Source organism: Variovorax sp. P2_H12, from assembly GCF_056403395.1.
In genome coordinates, this window is sequence record NZ_JBFUFO010000001.1 from 46077 (window position 1) to 66329 (window position 20253).

Annotated in this window: 22 protein-coding genes, 2 tRNA genes and 1 pseudogene; 12 read left to right on the top strand and 13 right to left on the bottom strand. The window is 67.8% G+C overall.

The annotated features are described in order from the left end of the window. Positions 1 to 89 precede the first annotated feature (89 nt). Complete coding sequence (locus AC1DYK_RS00235) at positions 90 to 923, top strand: crotonase/enoyl-CoA hydratase family protein (RefSeq protein ID WP_478164442.1); 834 nt, start codon at positions 90 to 92, stop codon at positions 921 to 923. 27 nt (positions 924 to 950) lie between these two features. Here the strand turns inward: AC1DYK_RS00235 and AC1DYK_RS00240 are convergent, their stop codons facing one another. After that, positions 951 to 1622, bottom strand: coding sequence for a nitroreductase (locus AC1DYK_RS00240; protein WP_478164443.1), 672 nt, complete (start codon positions 1620 to 1622; stop codon positions 951 to 953). A 69-nt stretch (positions 1623 to 1691) separates the two neighbouring features. Between AC1DYK_RS00240 and AC1DYK_RS00245 the strand changes: the two genes are divergently transcribed. Continuing rightward, a complete protein-coding gene (locus tag AC1DYK_RS00245; RefSeq protein ID WP_478089828.1) occupies positions 1692 to 1916 on the top strand; it encodes a hypothetical protein in 225 nt (74 codons plus the stop codon). A 141-nt stretch (positions 1917 to 2057) separates the two neighbouring features. Here the strand turns inward: AC1DYK_RS00245 and dkgB are convergent, their stop codons facing one another. Together dkgB and AC1DYK_RS00255 are read right to left on the bottom strand one after the other, a co-directional pair. Next, a complete protein-coding gene (gene dkgB, locus AC1DYK_RS00250) occupies positions 2058 to 2867 on the bottom strand; it encodes a 2,5-didehydrogluconate reductase DkgB (protein WP_478164444.1) in 810 nt (269 codons plus the stop codon). Beyond that, the gene (locus tag AC1DYK_RS00255; RefSeq protein ID WP_478164445.1) at positions 2864 to 4069 is read right to left on the bottom strand and encodes an MFS transporter; all 1206 of its coding nucleotides are present in this window, start codon (positions 4067 to 4069) and stop codon (positions 2864 to 2866) included. Before AC1DYK_RS00255 ends, dkgB begins: the two co-directional genes overlap by 4 nt. Before the next feature lie 117 nt (positions 4070 to 4186). Between AC1DYK_RS00255 and AC1DYK_RS00260 the strand changes: the two genes are divergently transcribed. Both AC1DYK_RS00260 and AC1DYK_RS00265 read left to right on the top strand, forming a co-directional pair. Beyond that, complete coding sequence (locus AC1DYK_RS00260; RefSeq protein WP_478164446.1) at positions 4187 to 5071, top strand: LysR substrate-binding domain-containing protein; 885 nt, start codon at positions 4187 to 4189, stop codon at positions 5069 to 5071. A gap of 177 nt (positions 5072 to 5248) precedes the next feature. After that, entirely contained in the window at positions 5249 to 5488 is a 240-nt protein-coding gene (locus tag AC1DYK_RS00265; protein WP_442286616.1) for a DNA-directed RNA polymerase subunit alpha C-terminal domain-containing protein, read from the top strand. Positions 5489 to 5514: 26 nt separating this feature from the next. On the opposite strand, the gene AC1DYK_RS00270 is transcribed toward AC1DYK_RS00265, so the two are convergent. Beyond that, a complete protein-coding gene (locus AC1DYK_RS00270; protein ID WP_478089834.1) occupies positions 5515 to 5712 on the bottom strand; it encodes a hypothetical protein in 198 nt (65 codons plus the stop codon). A 102-nt stretch (positions 5713 to 5814) separates the two neighbouring features. Here AC1DYK_RS00270 and AC1DYK_RS00275 point away from each other — a divergent pair, with 102 nt between their 5' ends. Next, positions 5815 to 7059 carry an NUDIX hydrolase gene (locus AC1DYK_RS00275; protein ID WP_478164447.1) on the top strand — a complete coding sequence of 415 codons (1245 nt, stop codon included), beginning with the start codon at positions 5815 to 5817 and terminating at the stop codon, positions 7057 to 7059. Positions 7060 to 7094: 35 nt separating this feature from the next. Here the strand turns inward: AC1DYK_RS00275 and AC1DYK_RS00280 are convergent, their stop codons facing one another. From AC1DYK_RS00280 to AC1DYK_RS00290, 3 genes are all read right to left on the bottom strand, one after another. Beyond that, positions 7095 to 7469, bottom strand: a complete 375-nt coding sequence (locus AC1DYK_RS00280) for a VOC family protein (protein ID WP_478164448.1) — start codon at positions 7467 to 7469, stop codon at positions 7095 to 7097. Positions 7470 to 7545: 76 nt separating this feature from the next. Beyond that, positions 7546 to 7622 (bottom strand) — tRNA-Arg (locus AC1DYK_RS00285). A 402-nt stretch (positions 7623 to 8024) separates the two neighbouring features. Next, positions 8025 to 8678 carry a glutathione S-transferase family protein gene (locus AC1DYK_RS00290; protein ID WP_478164449.1) on the bottom strand — a complete coding sequence of 218 codons (654 nt, stop codon included), beginning with the start codon at positions 8676 to 8678 and terminating at the stop codon, positions 8025 to 8027. A 95-nt stretch (positions 8679 to 8773) separates the two neighbouring features. Between AC1DYK_RS00290 and AC1DYK_RS00295 the strand changes: the two are divergent. Further along, positions 8774 to 9052 (top strand): annotated as a pseudogene (locus AC1DYK_RS00295) (type II toxin-antitoxin system RelE/ParE family toxin). 8 nt (positions 9053 to 9060) lie between these two features. Then, on the top strand, positions 9061 to 9408 hold the full coding sequence (locus tag AC1DYK_RS00300) for a HigA family addiction module antitoxin (RefSeq protein ID WP_478164450.1): 348 nt from the start codon (positions 9061 to 9063) through the stop codon (positions 9406 to 9408). Here the strand turns inward: AC1DYK_RS00300 and AC1DYK_RS00305 are convergent. Beyond that, positions 9375 to 9560, bottom strand: a complete 186-nt coding sequence (locus AC1DYK_RS00305) for a hypothetical protein (RefSeq protein ID WP_478164451.1) — start codon at positions 9558 to 9560, stop codon at positions 9375 to 9377. The genes AC1DYK_RS00300 and AC1DYK_RS00305 overlap by 34 nt on opposite strands. A 245-nt stretch (positions 9561 to 9805) precedes the next feature. Further along, entirely contained in the window at positions 9806 to 10648 is an 843-nt protein-coding gene (locus AC1DYK_RS00310; protein ID WP_478164452.1) for an ABC transporter substrate-binding protein, read from the bottom strand. Here AC1DYK_RS00310 and AC1DYK_RS00315 point away from each other — a divergent pair. Further along, positions 10600 to 10983: a hypothetical protein gene (locus tag AC1DYK_RS00315; protein WP_478164666.1), complete on the top strand. Its 384-nt coding sequence runs from the start codon at positions 10600 to 10602 to the stop codon at positions 10981 to 10983. The genes AC1DYK_RS00310 and AC1DYK_RS00315 overlap by 49 nt on opposite strands. 149 nt (positions 10984 to 11132) lie before the next feature. Here the strand turns inward: AC1DYK_RS00315 and AC1DYK_RS00320 are convergent. The 3 genes from AC1DYK_RS00320 to AC1DYK_RS00330 all read right to left on the bottom strand — a co-directional run bounded on the left by AC1DYK_RS00320 (position 11133) and on the right by AC1DYK_RS00330 (position 13723). Continuing rightward, a tRNA-Pro gene (locus AC1DYK_RS00320) sits at positions 11133 to 11209 on the bottom strand. Between the two features lie 51 nt (positions 11210 to 11260). Then, positions 11261 to 11965 (bottom strand): glutathione binding-like protein, encoded by a 705-nt coding sequence (locus AC1DYK_RS00325; RefSeq protein ID WP_478164453.1) that lies wholly within the window; start codon positions 11963 to 11965, stop codon positions 11261 to 11263. A gap of 75 nt (positions 11966 to 12040) precedes the next feature. Then, positions 12041 to 13723, bottom strand: coding sequence for an FAD-dependent oxidoreductase (locus AC1DYK_RS00330; protein ID WP_478164454.1), 1683 nt, complete (start codon positions 13721 to 13723; stop codon positions 12041 to 12043). A gap of 134 nt (positions 13724 to 13857) precedes the next feature. Between AC1DYK_RS00330 and AC1DYK_RS00335 the strand changes: the two genes are divergently transcribed. The 3 genes from AC1DYK_RS00335 to AC1DYK_RS00345 all read left to right on the top strand — a co-directional run bounded on the left by AC1DYK_RS00335 (position 13858) and on the right by AC1DYK_RS00345 (position 17450). Then, the gene (locus tag AC1DYK_RS00335) at positions 13858 to 14715 is read left to right on the top strand and encodes a GNAT family N-acetyltransferase (RefSeq protein ID WP_478094333.1); all 858 of its coding nucleotides are present in this window, start codon (positions 13858 to 13860) and stop codon (positions 14713 to 14715) included. 121 nt (positions 14716 to 14836) lie between these two features. Beyond that, positions 14837 to 16981 carry a polyphosphate kinase 1 gene (gene ppk1 / locus AC1DYK_RS00340; RefSeq protein ID WP_478164455.1) on the top strand — a complete coding sequence of 715 codons (2145 nt, stop codon included), beginning with the start codon at positions 14837 to 14839 and terminating at the stop codon, positions 16979 to 16981. A gap of 7 nt (positions 16982 to 16988) precedes the next feature. Beyond that, positions 16989 to 17450 carry a SixA phosphatase family protein gene (locus tag AC1DYK_RS00345; RefSeq protein ID WP_478164456.1) on the top strand — a complete coding sequence of 154 codons (462 nt, stop codon included), beginning with the start codon at positions 16989 to 16991 and terminating at the stop codon, positions 17448 to 17450. Between the two features lie 22 nt (positions 17451 to 17472). Here AC1DYK_RS00345 and AC1DYK_RS00350 read toward each other — a convergent pair whose 3' ends face one another. Next, positions 17473 to 18990, bottom strand: a complete 1518-nt coding sequence (locus AC1DYK_RS00350; RefSeq protein WP_478164457.1) for a Ppx/GppA phosphatase family protein — start codon at positions 18988 to 18990, stop codon at positions 17473 to 17475. Positions 18991 to 19200: 210 nt separating this feature from the next. On the opposite strand from AC1DYK_RS00350, the gene pstS reads away from it, so the two are divergent. Continuing rightward, positions 19201 to 20241: a phosphate ABC transporter substrate-binding protein PstS gene (gene pstS / locus AC1DYK_RS00355; RefSeq protein WP_478164458.1), complete on the top strand. Its 1041-nt coding sequence runs from the start codon at positions 19201 to 19203 to the stop codon at positions 20239 to 20241. The last annotated feature ends 12 nt before the right edge of the window (positions 20242 to 20253 follow it).

The following is a 20253-nucleotide window of genomic DNA, read 5'->3' on the forward strand; positions in this document are numbered from 1 at the left end:
GGGTCTGGAGGGTCTCTGTTGACTGGGCGACACCGCCATCATCGCCGAGCATCGATACTCGTCGTCAACCGAACACCAGGAGACACCCCGTGAACGATCGCATCGAATCCATCCGCCATGCCGATGGCGTCGTCGAGCTGCAGCTGTCGCGCGCCGACAAGATGAACGCGCTGGACCCGGCGATGTTCGACGCCCTGATCGATGCCGGCAGCCGCCTGTGCGGCGACGCCGGCGTGCGCGCGGTGGTGCTGGCAGGCCGCGGCAAGGCCTTCTGCGCGGGGCTCGACATGCAGTCCTTCGAACGCATGGGGCAGGGCGCCGGCGCGGTCCTGGGCGCGGGCGCAGCGAACGTCGACATCATGGCGCGCACCCACGGCATCGCCAACGCGGCGCAGCAGGTGGCGATGGTCTGGCGCCAGGTGCCGGTGCCGGTGATCGCCGCGGTGCATGGCGTCGCCTTCGGCGGCGGCTTCCAGGTGGCGCTCGGCGCCGACGTGCGTCTGGTCGCGCCGGACACCCGGATGTCGGTGATGGAGATCAAGTGGGGCCTGGTGCCCGATATGGGCGGCATCGTGCTGATGCGCGAGCTGGCGCGCGACGACGTGGTGCGGGAACTCACCTTCACCGGGCGCATCTTCTCGGGCGAGGAGGCCTTGGCGCTCGGTTTCGCCACGCGGCTGGCGGCCGACCCGCTGGCCGAGGCGCTGAAGATGGCGCACGAGATCGCGCAGAAGAATCCCGATGCGATCCGCGCCGGCAAGCGGCTGCTCAACGCGGCCATGGGCCCGGGCGCCGCCGAACTCCTGCTGGCCGAATCGCTCGAGCAGAAGGCCCTGATCGGAAGCCCCAACCAGACCGAGGCGGTACGCGCCAATGTCGAGCGGCGCGCGCCGCGTTTCAACGACGCGCAGCCTGCCGGCTGAGAGCGGGGCCTATAGGGTGAACAGGCCCTAGACCCCCCGGAAGCTGAGCCACTCGCTGGCGGGCGCGCGGTCGCTCACGAGGCCGTTGACCGGATGGGCGGGATCGCGCTGGCCGATCGACATGCCGCAGAACAGCATGCGCTCGGGCGGCAACTCGATGGCACCGGCGACGGTGGCGGGGTAGATCGCCCAGCATTCCTGGGCGCAGCTGTCGAGGCCTTCGGCACGCAGCAGCAGCATCACGGTTTGCAGGTACATGCCCAGGTCCGACCACTGCGGCGGGCCCATCGTGCGATCGACCGAGCAGAACAGCGCCAGGGGCGCGCCGAAAAAGTCGAAATTGCGGGAGAACCAGCGCCGGCGCGCGGCCTTGTCTTCGCGCGGGATGCCCAGGCGCGCGTACATCGCCTCGCCGACCTGGAAGCGGCGGTCGCGCCAGGGCGCGCGCAGCGCGGGGGGATAGATGTCGTAGTCGGTCGGTTCCGGCTCGCCTCCCTCGACCAGGCGCTCTCGCATCCGCGCCTTCAGCGTCGCGAGGGCATCGCCCGCGAGCACGTCGATGTGCCAGGGCTGCAGGTTGCCGCCCGAAGGCGCGCGCGCGGCCTGTGTCAGCACCCGGCGGATGGTTTCGCCGTCGACCGGCGTCGGCAGGAAGGCGCGGATCGAGTGGCGGCTGGCAACGGCTTCCTGGATGTGCATGGCGTTCGAATCGAGCTGGGTCGGGCGAGTGTAAGCAGGCCGCCAGGCCGCAGACGGCATACTCTCGCCGTGGCCATGTACTTACTCCATCGTTTGGCAGCCCAGGAGCTGCCCGTCGCCGTCACCACAGGTGAGGAGGTCGACGCCGTTCGCGTGCTCAGCATGGCTGGGCATATCAAGGCGATGATCCCCAAGCCTTTGCGCACGCTGAATGGCTACATCCAGCCGCCGGCCACCGTCAACGAGATCACCTCCCTTGGACGCACCATGTTGAAGCGCTTCCCGCAGCAGTAGCCAAACGGCGCGCCATCGGCCTACAAGAGCTTGCGGCGCCATCGCCGCGCGGCGTCGGTCGCCGGCCGCCAACGTGGCCGTCATGGGTTCATCGACGACAGGGGGGAGCGCATGACGCACCACCGACCGTGCGAGCGCGGATCAATCCCAGGCCGGAGCCAGGCCTTCGGGACTGGTGAGCCGCCCATTGCGCTCCAGCAGCGCGATCCGCGCCATCTCGCCGTCGGAGAGCCGAAGCGCTTGTGCCCGCAGATTGCTTTCGAGGTGGGCGCGCTTCGTGGACGACGGGATCACCGCATGGCCCAGTTGCATGGCCCAGGCCAGCGCGACCTGCGCCGGCGTCGCCGAATGCGCTTCGGCAATCTGCCGGATCACCGGATCCTGCAGCACCGCGCCATAGGCCAGCGTCATGTACGAAGTGATGGCGATGCCCTGGCTGGCCGCGAACTCGGCCACCTTGCGGTTCTGCAGGTAGGGATGCAGCTCGACCTGGTGGGTCGCGATCTCGCTCGCGCCGACCGCTGCGATGGCTTGACGCATCAGATCGATGTTGAAGTTCGAGACCCCGATCCGCTTCGCGAGGCCTTGGCGCTTGGCTTCGGCCAATGCGCCCATGAACTCGGCCACCGGCACCGCGCCACCCGGCGAGGGCCAGTGGATCAGCACCAGGTCCGCGTGGTCGCTGCGCAGCTTGGCGAGGCTGTCCTTGAGGCTCGGGATCAGCCTGTCGTGGGCGTAGTGGTCGGTCCAGATCTTGGTCGTGAGAAAGAGCGCGTCGCGCGCCACGCCGCTGTCGGCGATCGCCCGGCCGACCTCGGCCTCGTTGCCGTAGATCTGCGCGGTGTCGACCGCGCGGTAGCCGAGCGCCAGACCGGTGGCGACCGAGTCGATGGCAGCCTGGCCCTGGAGGCGGAAGGTGCCGAGGCCGAAGGGAGGAATGCTGGGGGTCATGAAGTGGTCCTGGGGTGGTTGAAATCGAGTGATGGGGAGGCCGTGCGGGCGCGGTCGAGCCGCCCGCTCCAGACGGTGAGGACGAACGCGACCATCACCACCAGGGCGCCGATCCAGCCGGTATGGACCAGGCCCAGGTGCGTGACCACCAGGCCACCGGCCCAGGCCGCGCCGGCGATGCCGAGGTTGAAGGCCGCGATGTTGAGTCCCGAGGCGACGTCGACCGCCTCCGGCGTGTAGCGCTCGGCCTGCTGCACCACGTAGACCTGGAGCCCGGGCACGTTGCCGAAGGCGACCGCGCCCCACAGCAGCACGGTGGCCAGCGCGAGCCACTTGTGCGGCGCCGTGAAGCTCAACATCAGCAGCACGGCGGCGAGCAGCGCGAAGATGATCCTGAGCGCCGGGATCGCACCGCGCCGGTCGGCCAGCCTGCCGCCCCAGATGTTGCCTGCCGCCACCGAAAGCCCGTAGACCAGCATCACGGCGCCGACCGCGCCGGCGCTGAAACCGGACACCTCCGTGAGGATCGGCGCCAGGAAGGTGAACGGGATGAACGAGCCGCCGTAGCCGATCGCGGTCTTGGCATAGACCAGCAGCAGGCGCGGCTCGGCCAGCACCCGGAACTGCTGCGCCAGCGAGGCCGGCGGCGTGTGGCGGATGTCGTTCGGCACGAACAGCGCGCTGCCGGCGAAGGCGACGACGCCCAGCGCCGAGACGGCGAGGAAGGTCTCGCGCCAGCCGAAATGCTGGCCGATGAAGGTGCCCAGCGGCACGCCGGTGACCAGCGCCACGGTGAGACCGGTGAACATGATGGCGATCGCGCTGGCGGCCTTCTCCTTCGGCACCAGGCCGGTGGCGATGGTCGAGCCGATCGAGAAGAACACGCCATGCGCGAGGCCGGTCAGGATGCGCGCGGCGATCAGCGTCTCGTAGCCCGGCGCCTTCCAGGCCAGCAGGTTGCCGAGCGTGAAGAGCGCCATGAGGCCGAGCAGCAGTGCCTTGCGCGGCAGCTTGCCGGTGAGCGCGGTGAGCACCGGCGCGCCGATGGCGACGCCGAGCGCGTAGAGGCTGACCAGCAGGCCGGCCGAGGGCAGGCCGATTTGCAGGTCGGCCGCGATGGTGGGAAGCAGGCCGACGATCACGAACTCGGTCGTTCCGATGGCGAAGGCGCTGAGGGTCAGCGCCAGCAAAGCAATGGGCATGAAATGCACTCCTTGGAATGAGGGTGCGAGTGTGGGCTCGGGACCTTTGCAGAAAAACACCATTCGAAGCACAATATATTTGACTAGGAATCAACAATCTTCGAGCGAAGGGCGCCTTTGAAAACCACTGTCGAGGAACTTCAGGCCTTTGCCGCCGTGGTCGACGGCGGCTCGATCACCGCCGCGGCCGAACAGCTCGGACAGACCGTCTCGGGCATCAGCCGGGCGTTGGGCCGACTGGAGCGCAAGTTGGCCACCACCCTGCTGCGCCGGACCACGCGGCGGCTCGAACTCACCGAGGAGGGACGGGCCTTCCTGGCGCACGCGCGCGCCATCCTGATCGCGATCGACGAGGCCGAGGAGCAGATGGCCGCGCGGCGCCAGCAGCCCGCCGGGCGGTTGCGCGTCAACGCCGCCACGCCGTTCATGCTGCATGCCATCGTGCCGCTGGTGCCGGCGTTCCGGCGCGCCTATCCGCAGATCGAACTCGAGCTCGACAGCGACGAACTCAACATCGACCTGCTCGAGCGCCGCACCGACATCGCGATCCGCATCGGCGCGCTGCGCGACTCGACCCTGCATGCCCGCCCCATCGCCACCAGCAGGCTGCGGGTGCTGGCGAGCCCTGCCTACCTCGAGGCGCACGGCCGGCCGAAGAGCGTGGCGGGCCTGGCGCAGCACGCGCTGCTCGGCTTCACGCAGCCCGAAACGCTCAACCGCTGGCCGCTGCGCGGCACGCACGGTGACGAATGGCCGATCGCGGCAGCGCTCACTGCGTCGAGCGGCGAGACGCTGCGCCAGCTCGCGCTCGAGGGCGCCGGCATCGTCTGCCTGGCCGACTTCATGACCGCCGCCGATTGCGCGCGCGGCGATCTGGTCCAGTTGCTGGCGCGCGACACGGTGGAAGTGAGGCAGCCGATCAACGCGGTGTACTACCGCAACACGCAACTGTCGGCGCGGATCACCTGTTTCCTCGATTTCATGGCCGAACGCCTGGCCTGAGGCGGGTTCTGGAAAACCCTGCATGAAACAAGTTCAGATGCCTGAAAAACAGACATTCCACTGTTCGATTTTCAGGCGAGGCAATCGATTCGCCAGCGAAATTGCGAGGAACGAGGGTGGTCGCGCCGATGGCACGAACTGTGCAAGTTCCAGCCATCGTTCTCAGGAAGTATCGCCATGGATCCACGCCCCTCTGCCTTCGCCGCCGCCGCGGACCCCCTTCTGGACGCCGACATCGCGGTGCTGCGGTTGTGCGAGCGCACGACCAACCTGTTGCGCGTCAACGAACTGCACACGGTGCGCGACCTCGTCCGGCTGCCGGCCCGCAAGCTGTTCGCGCTCTCGCGGCTGGGTCGCAATTCGCTGCGCGAGATCGTCGACAGCATCGATCGCCAGGGGCTGCGTCTGGCGGATTGAGGTCGCTGCGACCCGGGGCGGGTGTCTCAGCGGCCCTGGTTCAGACGCTCGCGGCCCTGTTCGGTCAGGAACTTGCCGCCTTGCCGGTCGGAACGGACCAGGCCATTGGAGAGCAGGCGCTCGGAGACGCTGATCGCATCGGTCGGCGAACGCCGCGTATGGGCCTCGTGCAGGGCCAGCAGCGTGCGCCATTGTTCGTCATTGAGCTGAATCTTCTTCACCAAGGCTGATCTCCATCGACGCGCTGGAGTGTGGCGCAATCGGCCGCCGGCTTCCTCCCCAAAACAGGCGAGGCGCGAAGCTGGTAAAACGTCCCCCGACTCCGAATGAATTTAGCTCCCAATCCCCCCACTTCTTCGGCGCCGAAGCGTCCGATCCGCTTCGCGGCCACGCTGATCGTCCTGCGCGACGGTGCCGCCGGCCTCGAGGTACTGATGCTGCGCCGTGCCGAGAAGGTAGGCGACCAGAACAGCGGCGCCAGTGTCTTCCCGGGCGGCGGCGTGGACCCGCAGGACCGCCTGCTGCATGAATGCTGCCAGGAGATCGACGATGCCGCGGCCAGCCGACGGCTCGGCCTGCCGGCCCATGGCCTCGACTTCTACGTGGCGGCGGTGCGCGAGTGCTTCGAAGAGGCCGGCCTGCTGTTCGCCTGCGAGGCCGATGGGCGGCCAGTCGCGCTGGACGGCATGGCGGCCGAGGCGATCGCGGCGCTTCGCGCGACCACGGAAGAGGGCGCCGAATCGCTGCTCGGGCTTTGCGCCGAGCGCGGCTGGCGGCTCGCAGCCGACCGGCTGGCGTACTTCGCCCATTGGCTCACGCCGCCGGGCATGCCGCGGCGCTTCGACACCCGCTTCTTCGTCGCGCTGGCGCCCGCCGCGCAGCAAGCCCGTCCCGACGGCCGCGAAACGGTGGAACACCAGTGGCTGCGGCCGGCCGACGCCCTTGACCCGGCGCGTGGGCTGCGGCTCATGAACGTGCAACGGCGAATCCTGGAGCAGCTTGGCGCCTTCGACAGCGCCGAAGCCTGCCTGGCGCACGCCCGCGGGCTGCAGGAGATTCCGCTGGTCATGCCGCGCCGGGCCATCGGCGAGGGCGGATTGCGGGCCGTGAACCCGGAGGAGCCCGCGTACGCCGAAATCGCCCGCATCGACCCGGAAGGCGAGGGCCACGGCCGCTGCGAGCTGGCCGACGGTCTCGCGATGTTCCTGTCACCGCGGGTGCTGCGGGTGACCGCGCGCCGTGCGGACATGCTGGTCAACGCCTATCTGGTCGGCGGCGAGCGCAACGAGTGGGCGCTGATCGACGCCGACCCCGGCGATCCGAGGCACCGGGAACTGCTGCTGGCATCGGCGCCCGGCCCGGTGCGCTGGGTTCTTTCGTGGCACGACATGCAGCCGCGCCTGGGCGAATGCATCGACCTCGGCGGCTGCAGGCTGCGCGTGCTGCATCGCGGCTTCCTGCTGGAGGAAGAGAAGATGCTCTTCGTCGGCGAATCGGTGTCAGGGCGGGACTTCGGCGTCGATGACGTCGAATGGCTGGCGCCGCCCAGCGGCTTCCTGCTGCGCGCCTGAGCGCCTTCGTTCTGCCCCGGGCCCCGGGGCGCGCTTCAGACGCCCTGGATCACCGCCAGAATGTTGCCCTCGCTGTCCTTGAACCAGGCGGCCCGGGCGCCGCCCTGGTTCACGATGCCATCGGCGTCCTGGCCGGGCATGCCGTAGTCCTCGAACACGACCCCGCGCGCCTTCAGATCGGCGACTTCGCGCTCGATGTCCTCGACCTGCCAGAAGGCCTGGCTGGCCTGCGAAGTGCCGGCGTTCGGCGTCGGGTACAGGAAGCAGCCGGTGCCGCCGGCGAACTCGTAGTGGACCCCGCCGGCGACCTCGGCCCTGGGCTTGAAGCCCAGCGTGTCCTCGTAGAAGCGGCGGGCGCGGGCCACATCCCGGGCGGGAATGTAGGCATACATGGGGGATTGCTGCAGCATCGATCTCTCCTGTGGGGCCGTCACCATGCGGAGTGTGCGGCGCGCCCGAGGGCAATATCGACTTTTTTCAGCAAGATGGCGCGGCGGACAGGAATCGAACCCGTAACCCCCAGCTTAGAAGGCTGGTGCTCTATCCGGTTGAGCTACCGCCGCGCAGAAAAAGGCGCCGACCGTCGCGGCAGGGGCCGGGAGGGTGGGCGGTCTGCGATTCTACGGTGGTGCCGGCGGCGGCGATCCTGCGCGCCTCCTTGCGCAGGGCGCCGACGAATCGATTCCGCCGGACAGCAGGACCCGGAGGGCGAAAAGATGAGCCAGGAGCTCGGGCGAGCAACGAAAACCCCGAAGGAAAACGCTGCCGATACGGAGAGCTTCCTTGGGATCTCCAACTCCCGGTGCATCGACGTTCGAAGAATTGATGCAGGGTATGCCGCCTGCAAGCGTGAGTCCGCAACATCCTTCATGTTGTCTGACGAAATCTACAGCGGCACAGCTCGACTCGGTTCCAGGCTTTGAACGCTCTCACCGCTAACGGCTGCTTGGGCAGAGCAAGCCTTGTCAGCGGCTCTGTGCCTTGCCGGTGAAAACCGCCAGTTGATCGGCGAAAGCGCGTTGGTGGGCCGGCCGCGCTTCGCCGCGGGCGACGTAGGCGCAGAGGTTCGGATATCGCTCCAGCAACCCCGACCCGCTCAACCTGCGTAGCACCGTCACCATCAGCAGGTCGCCGGCGTTGAATGCACCGTCGAGCCAATCTGCATCGCCAAGCCGGCTGGAAAGTTCACTCAGCCGTACACGGACGCGATCCTCAAGCACAGGCAGGCGCTCCCCATACCAGGTCTTGTCGCGCTCCAGCAGTGTGGCGTATTCGCGATCAAGGATCGGCGGCTCCACCGTGTTCAGCGCGGCAAACATCCATGCGATCGCGAGCGCCCGTGCTTTCGTATCGTCTGGCAGCAGGCCGGCATGGCGCTCGGCGATATGGAACACGATGGCGCCCGACTCGAACAGGGCGAGATCGCCTTCTTCATAGGTCGGAATCTGCCCGAAAGGATGAAGCGCGCGATGCGCGGGCTCCTTCATCTCATTGAACGCGACGAGGCGAACGTCGTAAGGCTGGCCCACTTCTTCAAGCGCCCAGCGAACGCGCATGTCGCGCGCCAGTCCCCTGCCGCGATCGGGCGACCGTTCAAAGGCGGTGATGGTGGGGGTCATTGAAAGGCTCATGGTGGGCGATCATGGTCTTCCGGTCCGAGGTGGTCTGTCAAGGTAAGTTGTATCGCGAGGCGATACGCGATACAAACTGCGCCGTGATCAAGACGTTCCGCCACAAGGGCCCGGAGGCCTTCTTCCGCGGGGGCACCAAGGCGGGCATTCAGCCGGCGCATGCCGACAAGCTGCGCCGCCTGCTCGCCCGGCTCGACCATGCGGCCCATTCGAAGGACATGGACGTTCCGGGCTGGAAACTGCACGCGCTCTAGGGCAACCTCGAGGGCTACTACTCGGTGTGGGTCAACGGCAACTGGCGCATGACATTCTCATTCGAAGGCACCGACGCGGTGCTCGTCGACTATCAGGACTACCACTAGGACTCATCATGGCCCGCATGTTCACCCCCCCGCATCCCGGCCTCACGCTGCGCGATGACGTGCTGCCGGCGCTCGGCCTCAGCGTGACCGAGGCGGCCGAGCAGCTCGGCGTGTCGCGCGTGGCTCTCTCGCGCGTGATCAATGGCAACGCCGCCATCTCGCCCGAGCTGGCGATTCGCCTGGAAGCCTGGCTTGGCGCCGACCGGGGCGGCGCGGCGCGGCTCTGGCTCGGCGGCCAGAGCGACTACGACGAGTGGCAGGCACGCCAGCGCATCGCGAAGACGATGCATGTGAAGCGGGCGCCGAAGGTCAAGGCCGAGCCTCAGCGGGCGGATGCCGCGGCAGGCCGCGCGTGACCAGGGCCGCCGGGTGATGGCCGGGGGTAGCGGTTCTCGGTGCCGGCCATCTCCAGCTCCAGCTTGGTCGTGTAGCCACCGTCGCCGACGCTGTGGTTCACCTTGACGATGAGCCAATCGGTCTCGTCGATCTGGGCCTTGAACCCGTGCACCTTGACTGGCGTCTGCGGCGCGAGGAGCGGAACGCCGGCAGTTCCTTGATGACCCCGCCTGGCCTTCGCTGGTGGTCGTGCCCATGATCGGCAGGAATAGCAGCAGCCCTTTCTTGACGGTGGCCACCGCGTCGTGGCGCTTCGCCAGCCGGGTGACAAAGTTCAGGTCGCTCTCGTGCGTCTGGTCGATTGGGCGACGGCCTGGGCGGCCAGCGCGGCATCGACTGCGGCACGAAGTCGGCCAATCACTCGATGGATCTGCTGGCGCGGACCAGTACAGATGGCGGCACCTTGATTCCGAAGTTCCTGGCGGTCCTCAAATTGATGATGAATTCGTAGCGCGAAACCAGTTCGACCGCTAGATCGGCCGGCTTGGCGCCGTTCAAGATCTTGCGGACGTACTGGGCTGTGCGTGGCCAGAGTTCGGAGGTATCGGTCGTATAGGTCAGCAACACGCCCGCTTCAGCGAAGTTCCTGCCATCGGCGACTGCCGGCATACGGTACCGGGCGACCAGACCTGCAATGCGTGCTTCATGGTTCGATGCAAGTGGGAACTGGTTGATGGCCACCGCGTCGAAGCGTTCCCGGGAGATTCGTTCGAATGCTGCGTCGAAGTCGCCTGCCTCTTTCACCTCGATGAACTCCGTGCGGGCCACTCGACCGGCGGGTAGCGCTGGCCTCTGGCGCAGATACTCGTTCTTGAAGGGCTCGCTGAAGGACACGTCGATCACCGCGATGTCGGCCGCAGTGCCGACCACCTCAGTCAGCAACTGAAATCGCTTGAGATCCAGCGCTTTCGAGAAGAATGCATTACCCGTCAGGTTGCCGCCAGGGCGCGCCAGACTTTGCACGAGACCCGTGCCCACAGGATCGTTGACAAGGTAGAAGACGATCGGAATGGTCGTCGTCGCCCGTCTGGCCGCGAATGCCCCGACAGTCCCACTCGCGACGATGATGACATCCGGCTTGAGCGCCACAAGCTCCGCCGCGGTGGCATCCGGACGAGACGCGCTGCCGGCCGCCCTGGCCGGAGCCGACCTTGCCGCAATTCTGGCAGAACGCGGTGGGCGCCACGCTGCCGACGTCAACTGCGAGGCTGCATGAAGTCGGGCCTTTGGTGCCGCGGGGAGGGTTGATCTCGATGCCCGTCAGCAGCAGGCCGCGTTCGTTGATCGTCGATAGACGATCGCAAACATCTGCAAAAAACACTGGATGGACGTACAGTATAGGCATGGACCCGATCAGCGCACAAACCTGGATTGCAGCCTGTGCCCACCAGCTGCAGCGACAGTGGCGAACGGTGGACCCGGAGCAACTCGAGGAGGTCGCGGCCGACCTTTGGCGCGACGAGCGGCTGCGATCGATGGCACCCGCAATGGCCGCTGTGGAGTGGCTTCAACCCCTGAACGTACCGGAACGCTGAGGAAGGGCTTCGCGAGCGGACCAGGTTGTCGCCGTCGAAGCTGTCGAGGCATCAGGCAGTTAGACATTTCAGTCAGCAGTTAGAAATCGCCCCCCAAAAAGCAAAACGCCTGCAAGAACCGAAGTCCTTGCAGGCGTTCACTTTTTTCATGGTCGGGGCGAAAGGATTCGAACCTTCGACCCTCTGGTCCCAAACCAGATGCGCTACCAGGCTGCGCTACACCCCGACGAGCCTTCGATTCTAACCTGCGAATGGGGCATCGGCGCGCCGGCGTCTTTCAGCGGCGCTGATATTGCGTTTTGCCGAACAGGATTTCGCGTTCCTTGTCGCCCGTGATCGGCTGACGCAGGTCGGCCAGCACCTTGACGCCGCGCTGGACCGCCGGGCGTGCGGCGATGCCGTCGAACCATTGCTTCAGGTGCGGATAGTCGGTGAGCACGATGCCCTGGTTCTCCCAACCGCGAAGCCAGGGAAAGATCGCGATGTCGGCGATCGAATAGCTCTCGCCAGCGATGAACTTGTTGCTCGACAGCTGCTTGTCGATCACGCCGTAGAGGCGCTTGGCCTCGTTGCTGTAGCGGTCGATCGCGTAGCCGATCTTCTCGGGCGCATACATGCGGAAATGGTGCGCCTGGCCGAGCATCGGGCCGACGCCGCCCATCTGGAACATCAGCCACTGCAGCGTCTCGTAGCGTGCGCGGTCGCTGGCCGGAAGGAACTTGCCGGTCTTGCCGGCCAGGTAGACCAGGATGGCGCCGGACTCGAACAGCGAGATCGGCTTGCCATCCGGCCCTTGGGGATCGGTGATGGCCGGTATCTTGTTGTTGGGACTGATCGCGAGGAAGGAGGGCTCGAACTGGTCGCCTTTGCCGATGTTGACCGGATGCGCAACATAGGGAAGGCCGCATTCCTCCAGCATGATGTGGATCTTGTGGCCGTTGGGCGTGGGCCAGGAATAGACGTCGATGGGCGCTTGAGGCATGTCGGGGAATCCGTGCGGGTGGCGAAGCCGGTCAGCATAGCGCTGGACCGGTCTTCCTGCAGGGCCCCAAGCCGCTCAGGCCCCCGCGACGGCCGACGCCGCCAGGTGCTGGTGGATCAGCGCCACCACCGCAGCGCCTTCGCCGATGGCGCCGCCGACGCGCTTGACCGAGCCCGCGCGCACGTCGCCGACCGCGTACACGCCGGGGATGCTCGATTCGAGCGTCCCCGCGGTCTTGGCCGGAAAGCCGCCGCGCGCCGCCTGGCCCGTGAGCACGAAGCCGTGCTTGTCGAGCGCAACGCCGCAGCCCGCAAGCCAATCGGTTTCGGGCACCGCGCCGATGAAGAGGAAGATGTTGCGCGCCGGGCAATCCTCCTGCTTGCCGCTCAGGCGATGGCGCCAGGTCGCGCCGTTCAGGCCGCTGGCCGGCTCGCCGTGCAGCGCCACCAGTTCGGTGTGCGGGCGCAGCGCGATGTTGTCCGTGGCCTCGATGCGATCGATCAGGTAGCGCGACATGGTGGCCGCCAGCGAGGGCCCGCGCACCAGCACGTTGACCTTGGCCGCATGCTGCGACAGGAACACCGCGGCCTGGCCGGCCGAGTTGCCGCCGCCGACCAGCGCGACCTCCTGCCGGGCGCACAGCCTGGCCTCCAGCGCCGAGGCCCAGTACCAGATGCCCCGGCCCTCGAATTCCGCCAGCCGCGGGACCTCGGGCCGGCGGTAGCGCGCGCCGCTGGCGATCACCAGCGTCCTGGAGGTCAGGCGCCGGCCGTCGGCGAGCTGCACCGAGACTTCGCCCCGGGATTCGGCGGCGGTGCAATCGAGCGATTCCACCTGGGCCGGGATCAGCATCTCGACGCCGAACTTCTGCGCCTGCACATAAGCACGCCCGGCCAGCGCGCCGCCCGAGATGCCGGTCGGAAAGCCCAGGTAGTTCTCGATCCGCGCGCTCGCCCCGGCCTGGCCGCCGAAGGAGCGGCAGTCGACCACGATCACGCGCAGGCCTTCCGAGGCCGCATAAACCGCGGTCGCGAGGCCGGCCGGGCCGGCGCCGACCACCAGGACGTCGAACAGGTCGTCGTGGGCGATGCTGTCGACCATGCCCAGGCAGCGCGCCAGCGCATGCTCGGTCGGGTTCGGCATCACGGTGCCGTTGGGACAGACGACCAGCAGTTCGGCTTCGCCGTACTGCTCGAGCAGCGCCACAGCGTCGGCGTCTTGCGTGGCGTCGACCACCTGGTAGGGATGGCCGTTGCGGCCCAGGAAGTTCGAAAGCCGCAGCACGCCGGCCGACTGCGGCGGCCCGATCAGCACCGGTCCGCTGGCGCCCGATTCGATCAGCGCCACCCGCCGCAGGATCATCGCGCGCACCAGCCGCTCGCCGAGATCGGCCTCGGCGATGATCAGCGCCCGCAATTGGTCAGGTGGCACCAGCAGGGTCTGGACCTCGGTGTCCGCATGGCCGTCGACCAGCGCGGGGCGGCCCGAGAGCTGGGCCACCTCGGCCAGGAACTGGCCCGGCCCCTGGCGCTCGATCGGCACGACATGCCCCAGGCCGTCGCGCTGAGTGATCGACACCGCGCCGTCGAGCACGACGAACATCCCGGGGCCAGGCTCGCCGGCCCGGAAAAGGCAGTCGCCCCGCGCGTGGCGCTGCACGGTCCCGAAGCGCCGGATGCGTGCGATGTCCGCGTCGCTCAGGACCGGAAACATCTGGTGGCGGCGAGTCTCGACCTCGATCCTGGTTTCGGTGGCCATCAAAACTCCATAGAGCGAATTTCCGGCATTAAACGCTGAAGCGGCCCGGATCGCGCGGCGTCATGCAATTGCCTTCGAATCGACATGCTTGTTTCACCGCCGGTCCCCAGACTGCGTCCGTAGAAAGGGTCCCGATGAAAGAACTGCCCAACCCGACCTTCCCGTTCTCCCAGCTCGGCCTGCGCGGCTCCCTCCGGCCTGCGCCAGGTCCGGCTCCCGTTGCAATACCCGTGCCGCTCCCGCGCACGGAGGGTGGCCGAGAAACCGGCGGCATCAGCGTGAGCTGGGCGCGCCATCAGGACGAGGTGCGCGCCGCCCAGCGCCTGCGCTACGACGTGTTCGCCGGCGAAATGGGCGCGCGCCTGGCGACGCCGGTCGCCGGCCATGACGTCGACCTCTTCGACGACTTCTGCGAGCACCTGCTGGTGCGCGAGGAAGCCACCGGCCAGGTGATCGGCACCTATCGGGTGCTGACGCCGGCCCAGGCCCGGCGCGTCGGCAGCACCTACAGCGACATCGAGTTCGACCTGACCCGCCTGCGCGACCTGCGCGAGCGCATGGTCGAGCTCGGCCGCAGCTGCGTGCATGCGGAGCATCGCCAGGGCGGTGTCATCCTGGCGCTCTGGGGCGCGCTGGCCGGCTTCATGAGCCGCAACAAGCTCGACACCATGATCGGTTGTGCCAGCATCCCGATGTGGCACCTCGGCGTGACCAGCGGCGACGCGGCCGCCAGCATCTGGCGTCAGCTCTCGGCCACCCACATGGCGCCGATCCAGTACCACGTGCAGCCGCGCCTGCCGCTGCCGGTGCAGCGCCTGGACGGCGCGCTCGAGATCGAGCCACCGGCGCTCATCAAGGGCTACCTGCGGCTCGGCGCCAAGGTGCTCGGGCCGCCGGCCTGGGATCCGGACTTCAACACCGCGGACCTGCCGATGCTGATGCGCATCGACGAGTTGCCGGCACGCTACAAGAGGCACTTCCAGGGTCGCTGAGGGCCGAGGGAGTGTTGGAATTCCGTCACGCAATCGTCACAAAACTGTCATGTGCGCCCGTGACACTGGCATGCTGCGATCGTTGAGCACTCCTGCGGCGGTTGTTACAGAATCCATATTCATGCCGCCTGCCACTTCCGACAAATCGCCTGCCATCGTCGAACCCGAATCCGCCCTGGCCCTGCTCGATCGGGATCACGCCATCCTGGCCTTCAACGAGCGCGTGCTCGACTGGGCCTACCGCCCCGAGGTGCCGCTGATCGAGCGCCTGCGCTACCTGTGCATCGTCTCGTCCAACCTCGACGAATTCTTCGAGGTCCGGGCCGCGCCCCATCTGGCGGCCGGCGTGGCCGGCAACCAGAAGGGCAACTACACGGTCGAATCCTTCGAGCACCTCGCCGAGGCGGCGCATTCGCTGGTGGCGAGCCAGTACGCGCTCTACAACGACGGGCTGATCCCGGCCTTCGCGAGCCAGGGCGTCCACATCATCTCGCACGGCGAGCGCAATCCGGTCCAGCGCAAGTGGGTGCATGAGTACTTCGAGCGCGAGGTTCGCCCGCTGCTGATTCCGGTCGGGCTGGATCCGGCCCATCCGTTTCCGCAGGTCGCCAACAAGTCGCTCAACTTCATCGTGAGGCTCGGCGGCAAGGATGCCTTCGGCCGCGAGAACCCGATCGCCATCGTGAAGGTGCCGCGCGTGTTGCCGCGCGTGATCCGCCTGCCGGCCAAGGTCTCCGGCGGCAAGACGCTGTTCATCGCGCTGTCCAGCGTGGTGCGGGCCCACCTGTCGAGCATGTTCCCGGGGCGGGAAGTGGGCGAGTTTTCCCAGTTCCGCGTGACGCGGCATTCCGACCTCGCGGTGGACGAGGAGGATGTCCGCAACCTGCGCACCGCCCTGCGGCAAGGCCTGGAGCACCGCCACTACGGCCAGGCGGTGCGGCTGGAGGTTTCCTCCAGTTGCGCCGAATCGCTCGCGAGCTTCCTGCTGGCGCAATTCAATCTGCCGCCGCAGGCGCTCTACCGGGTGCACGGCCCGGTGAACCTGGCGCGCCTGACGCAGCTGATCGACCTGCTCGACGAGCCGCAGCTTCGCTTTGCGCCGTACCAGGCCTCCTACCCGATCACGCTGTCGCCCGGGCAGTCCTTCTTCGACCGGCTGCAGCGCGGCGACGTGCTGATCCACCAGCCCTTCGAGAGTTTCGGCGGCGTGCTGGCCTTCCTGCGCGAAGCGGTGCAGGACCCGCAGGTGCTCGCGATCAAGCAGACCATCTACCGCACCGGCACCGATTCCGAACTGATGGACCTGCTGCGCGAGGCGGTCCGCCGCGGCAAGGAAGTGACCGTGGTGGTGGAACTCAAGGCGCGCTTCGACGAAGAGGCCAACATCAACTGGGCCGAGATGCTCGAGTCGATCGGCGCCCAGGTCGTCTACGGCGTGGTCGGCCTGAAGACGCACGCCAAGATGCTGCTCGTGACGCGCCGCGAGGGCCGGCAGATGCGGCGCTACGGCCACCTGTCGACCGGCAACTACAACCCGCGCACCGCCGCGCTCTACACCGACATCAGCCATCTCACGGCCGACCCGCTGCTCACCGCCGACATGGAGGCGGTGTTCGTGCACCTGGCCAGCCAGAGCCGGCTGCCGAAGCTGCACCGCATGTGGCTGGCGCCCTTCGACCTGCATCGCAACCTGATCGCGCGCATCGACGCGCTCGGGGTCGCTGCGGCGGCCGGCAAGGCCACGCGCATCGTCGCCAAGATGAACGCGCTGACCGACGAGGCGCTGATCGCCTCGCTGGTCAGGGCCGGGCAGAAGGGCGTCAAGATCGACCTCATCGTGCGTGCCGCCTGCACCTTGCCGGCGCGGGTGCCGGGGCTGACCGACAACATCCGCGTGCGCTCGGTGATCGGGCGCTTCCTCGAACATTCGCGGGTCTTCTATTTCCGCCAGGGCGACGACGAGTCGCTGTACCTTTCGAGCGCCGACTGGATGAACCGCAACATGCTGCGCCGGATCGAACTGGCCTGGCCGGTGACCGACCCGGGGCTGCGGCAACGGCTCATCGACGAGTGCCTGGTGGCCTACCTGCACGACGGGCGCGACGCCTGGGACCTCGGTCCCGACGGCGTCTATCGCCGCGTCGACGCGGACACGCATGCGGGCGAGGAGGGCGCCTCGCGCGCCATCGAGGCCCATGGTGCGCAGACGGCCCTCATGAACCGCTACGCATCGCGCGGGCTCCGCCACGCGGCATCACGGGATTGACTGAATCATGGACCTCATTTTCTGGCGCCACGCCGAGGCAGACGACTGGACCGAGGGCTGCGACGACCTGCAGCGCTCGTTGACCTCGCGCGGCGAGAAGCAGGCCAAGCGCATGGCCGGCTGGCTCGATCGGCAGCTGCCCGAGGGCACGCGCATCGTGTGCAGTCCGGCGCGCCGGTGCGAGCAGACCGCGCTGGCGCTCGGGCGCAAGTACAAGCTGCGCACCGAGCTCGCGCCCGACACCACGCCCGATGCGCTGCTGGGCGCCGCCGGATGGCCGAACGGCAAGTCGGTGGTGCTGCTGATCGGCCACCAGCCTTCGCTGGGCCAGGCGATCTCGCTGCTGCTGGGGCTGCAGCAGGACAGCTGCCCGGTGCGCAAGGGCGCGGTCTGGTGGATCCGCACGCGCGAGCGCGACGGCGACGTGCAGACGGTGGTGGTGACGGTTCAGGCGCCCGAGCTGCTGTAGCGGCGTTCGGGCGCGGGGGCTCTCAGATTCCGGTGAGCTCGAGCCGCCACGGGGTCTTCTGCCAGGCCAGCACCTCCTCCCGCAGCAGGTACGCGGATTGCGGGAAGAGGTCGGACCAGCCGGCGCGGCAGCCGACGACGAACAGCCGCGTGTCGGGCTGTTCGATTCGCAGCCCTTGCAGGTCGGGGTTGCGCCGGGCGTGGCACAGGATCACGGCCAGCCGCAGCGCGATGAGCTGCGGGACGAAGCTCTCGTCGTCCAGCGACGTTTCCAGCTTGCGCAGCTTGCCGCGATGCCCCAGCACCAGCTGGCTCAGGGCATGCATCTCGTTGACCGCGAAGCCGGGCGCCTCGGCGTTGTCCAGGATGTAGGCGCCGTGCTTGTGGTATTCGCTGTGCGAGATCTGGGTCCCGATCTCGTGCAACTGCGCGGCCCAGCCGAGCTTGCGCAGCGCGCGGCCGGCCCGGCTCGTGGTGCTGCCGCCGCGCGCGGCCGGATTGAGCTGCACATAGAGGGCGGCGGCGGTCTCGCCGACCCGCTTGACCTGGGCGCTGTCGACCGGAAAGCGGGACGCCAGCCGTGCCACGGTGGCAGTGCGCAGGTCGGCCACCACGTCGTCGCGCTCGAGCAGCTCGTACAGCACGCCATGGCGCAGTGCGCCCTGGGCGACCTTCATCTCCTCGATCTCGAGCAGGTCGAACACGGCCCGCAGAACGGTCACGCCGCCGCCGATCACCGCCTTGCGGTCCTCGCGCATGCCCTCGATGCGCAGCCGGTCGGCGCTGCCGGCCCGCAGCAGCCGGTCGACCAGCCAATCGAGACCGTCACGCGTGATCAGGCCCGGCTCGTTGCCGGCCGCGGTCAGGACGTCGCCGACGGCGCCGATCGTGCCGGAGCTGCCGTACACGACGTCCCAGCGGTCGGGCACGTAGGTTTCCAGCGCTTCGTCGAGCACCGCCTTGGCCGCCACCTCGGCAGCCTGGAAGGCCGAGGGCGTGAACAGCCCCTGCGGGAAGTGCTTCATCGACCAGGCGACGCTGCCGACGCGGTAGGACTCCATGACCTCGGCCACGAGCGCCTGGCCGATGATCATCTCGGTCGAGCGGCCGCCGATGTCCACCACCAGGCGGCGTTCGCGGTTCGAGGCGTCGGTGTGGGGCAGGGTGTGCGCCACGCCCTGGTAGATCAGGCGGGCCTCCTCGGGGCCCGTGACGACGTCGATGCCGAAGCCCAGAACGGTGCGCGCGCGCAACAGGAACTCGTCGCGGTTGCGGGCTTCGCGCAGCGTCTGGGTGGCGACCGCGCGGACCTGGGAGCGATCGAAGCCCGCCAGCCGTTCGCCGAAGCGCGCCAGCGTGTCCCAGCCGCGCTGCATCGCCTCCGGCGTGAGATTGCGCGAACTGTCGAGGCCGTTGCCCTGGCGGACGGTTTCCTTGAGGTATTCGGTGCGATGGATCTGGCCGTGGTCGACCTGGCCGATCTCCAGTCGATAGCTGTTCGAGCCGAGATCGACCGCGGCGAGGCGGGTTCCGTTTTTCATAGTGAGGTGCAAAGGGCGGGGCCTGATCGTAGCCCGGTGGGCACGCAAGGCTAGATGGGCCGTGTGACGAATATGTGACAGCGACACACGATCACACACCGCAGCAGCTGTTTCTCCCTCTGTACGCGAGTGTCACGACGTTGTCACACAAGCTTTCTAGAGTCGCTGCCAAGCCCCCAAGGGGCCCTTTTGCAGCTCAAAGGAAGCACCATGAAAACGACGTTCAAATTCGCTGCCGCCGGCCTGATCGCCGCGGCCTTCGCGCAAGTTCCGGCCCTGGCCCAGGAAGCCGCCACCGGCGCCGGCGCCAGCTTCCCGGCGCCGCTGTACTCGAAGTGGGCGGCCGATTTCAACAAGGCCACCGGCGCCAAGATCAACTACCAGTCGGTCGGCTCGGGCGCCGGCCTCAAGCAGATCGATGCCAAGACGGTCGACTTCGGCGCCTCCGACATGCCGCTGAGCGACGAGGAGCTCAAGGCCAAGGGGCTGATGCAGTTCCCGACCGTCATCGGCGGCGTGATCCCGGTGGTCAACATCCAGGGCATCAAGCCGGGCGAGCTCAAGCTCAGCGGCCAGGTCATCGGCGACATCTACCTGGGCAAGATCGCCAAGTGGAACGATCCGGCCATCAAGGCGCTGAACCCCTCGCTGGCGCTGCCGGACGCCGCCATCGCGCCGGTCCGCCGCGCCGACGGTTCGGGCACCACCTTCCTGTTCACCAACTACCTGAGCAAGGTCAACCCCGACTGGAAGGCCAAGGTCGGCGACGGCACGGCGGTCAACTGGCCGACCGGCGCCGGCGGCAAGGGCAACGAAGGCGTCGCGGCCTTCGTGAACCGGCTGCCGAACTCGATCGGCTACGTCGAGTACGCCTACGTCAAGCAGAACAAGATGACGTACGCGCAGATGCAGAACCAGGCCGGCAATTTCGTCTCGCCGGACGACGATGCCTTCAAGGCGGCGGCGGCAGGTGCCGACTGGTCGAAGAGCTTCTACCAGGTGCTGACCGACCAGCAAGGCAAGGATTCGTGGCCGATCACCGGCGCCACCTTCATCCTGATGCACAAGCTGCAGGACAAGCCGGCGCAGGCCACGACCACGCTCAAGTTCTTCGACTGGGCCTACAAGAACGGCGACAAGACCGCCGGCGACCTCGACTACGTGCCGATGCCCGACAAGGTCAAGGGCGCGATCGCCACCGCCTGGGGCGAGATCAAGGACGCCTCGGGCAAGCCCGTCGCGATCAAGTAAGCCACCTCGGCG

Bases quoted from the DNA above. Each gene is read 5' to 3' on its own strand.
- AC1DYK_RS00350 (WP_478164457.1), bottom strand. From the start codon at position 18,990: ATGAAAAACGGAACCCGCCTCGCCGCGGTCGATCTCGGCTCGAACAGC.
- AC1DYK_RS00280 (WP_478164448.1), bottom strand. From the start codon at position 7,469: ATGCTGCAGCAATCCCCCATGTATGCCTACATTCCCGCCCGGGATGTG.
- AC1DYK_RS00300 (WP_478164450.1), top strand. From the start codon at position 9,061: ATGGCCCGCATGTTCACCCCCCCGCATCCCGGCCTCACGCTGCGCGAT.
- pstS (WP_478164458.1), top strand. From the start codon at position 19,201: ATGAAAACGACGTTCAAATTCGCTGCCGCCGGCCTGATCGCCGCGGCC.
- AC1DYK_RS00325 (WP_478164453.1), bottom strand. From the start codon at position 11,965: ATGCCTCAAGCGCCCATCGACGTCTATTCCTGGCCCACGCCCAACGGC.
- AC1DYK_RS00345 (WP_478164456.1), top strand. From the start codon at position 16,989: ATGGACCTCATTTTCTGGCGCCACGCCGAGGCAGACGACTGGACCGAG.
- ppk1 (WP_478164455.1), top strand. From the start codon at position 14,837: ATGCCGCCTGCCACTTCCGACAAATCGCCTGCCATCGTCGAACCCGAA.
- AC1DYK_RS00275 (WP_478164447.1), top strand. From the start codon at position 5,815: ATGAATTTAGCTCCCAATCCCCCCACTTCTTCGGCGCCGAAGCGTCCG.
- dkgB (WP_478164444.1), bottom strand. From the start codon at position 2,867: ATGACCCCCAGCATTCCTCCCTTCGGCCTCGGCACCTTCCGCCTCCAG.
- AC1DYK_RS00265 (WP_442286616.1), top strand. From the start codon at position 5,249: ATGGATCCACGCCCCTCTGCCTTCGCCGCCGCCGCGGACCCCCTTCTG.
- AC1DYK_RS00240 (WP_478164443.1), bottom strand. From the start codon at position 1,622: ATGCACATCCAGGAAGCCGTTGCCAGCCGCCACTCGATCCGCGCCTTC.
- AC1DYK_RS00290 (WP_478164449.1), bottom strand. From the start codon at position 8,678: ATGACCCCCACCATCACCGCCTTTGAACGGTCGCCCGATCGCGGCAGG.
- AC1DYK_RS00335 (WP_478094333.1), top strand. From the start codon at position 13,858: ATGAAAGAACTGCCCAACCCGACCTTCCCGTTCTCCCAGCTCGGCCTG.
- AC1DYK_RS00330 (WP_478164454.1), bottom strand. From the start codon at position 13,723: ATGGCCACCGAAACCAGGATCGAGGTCGAGACTCGCCGCCACCAGATG.
- AC1DYK_RS00255 (WP_478164445.1), bottom strand. From the start codon at position 4,069: ATGCCCATTGCTTTGCTGGCGCTGACCCTCAGCGCCTTCGCCATCGGA.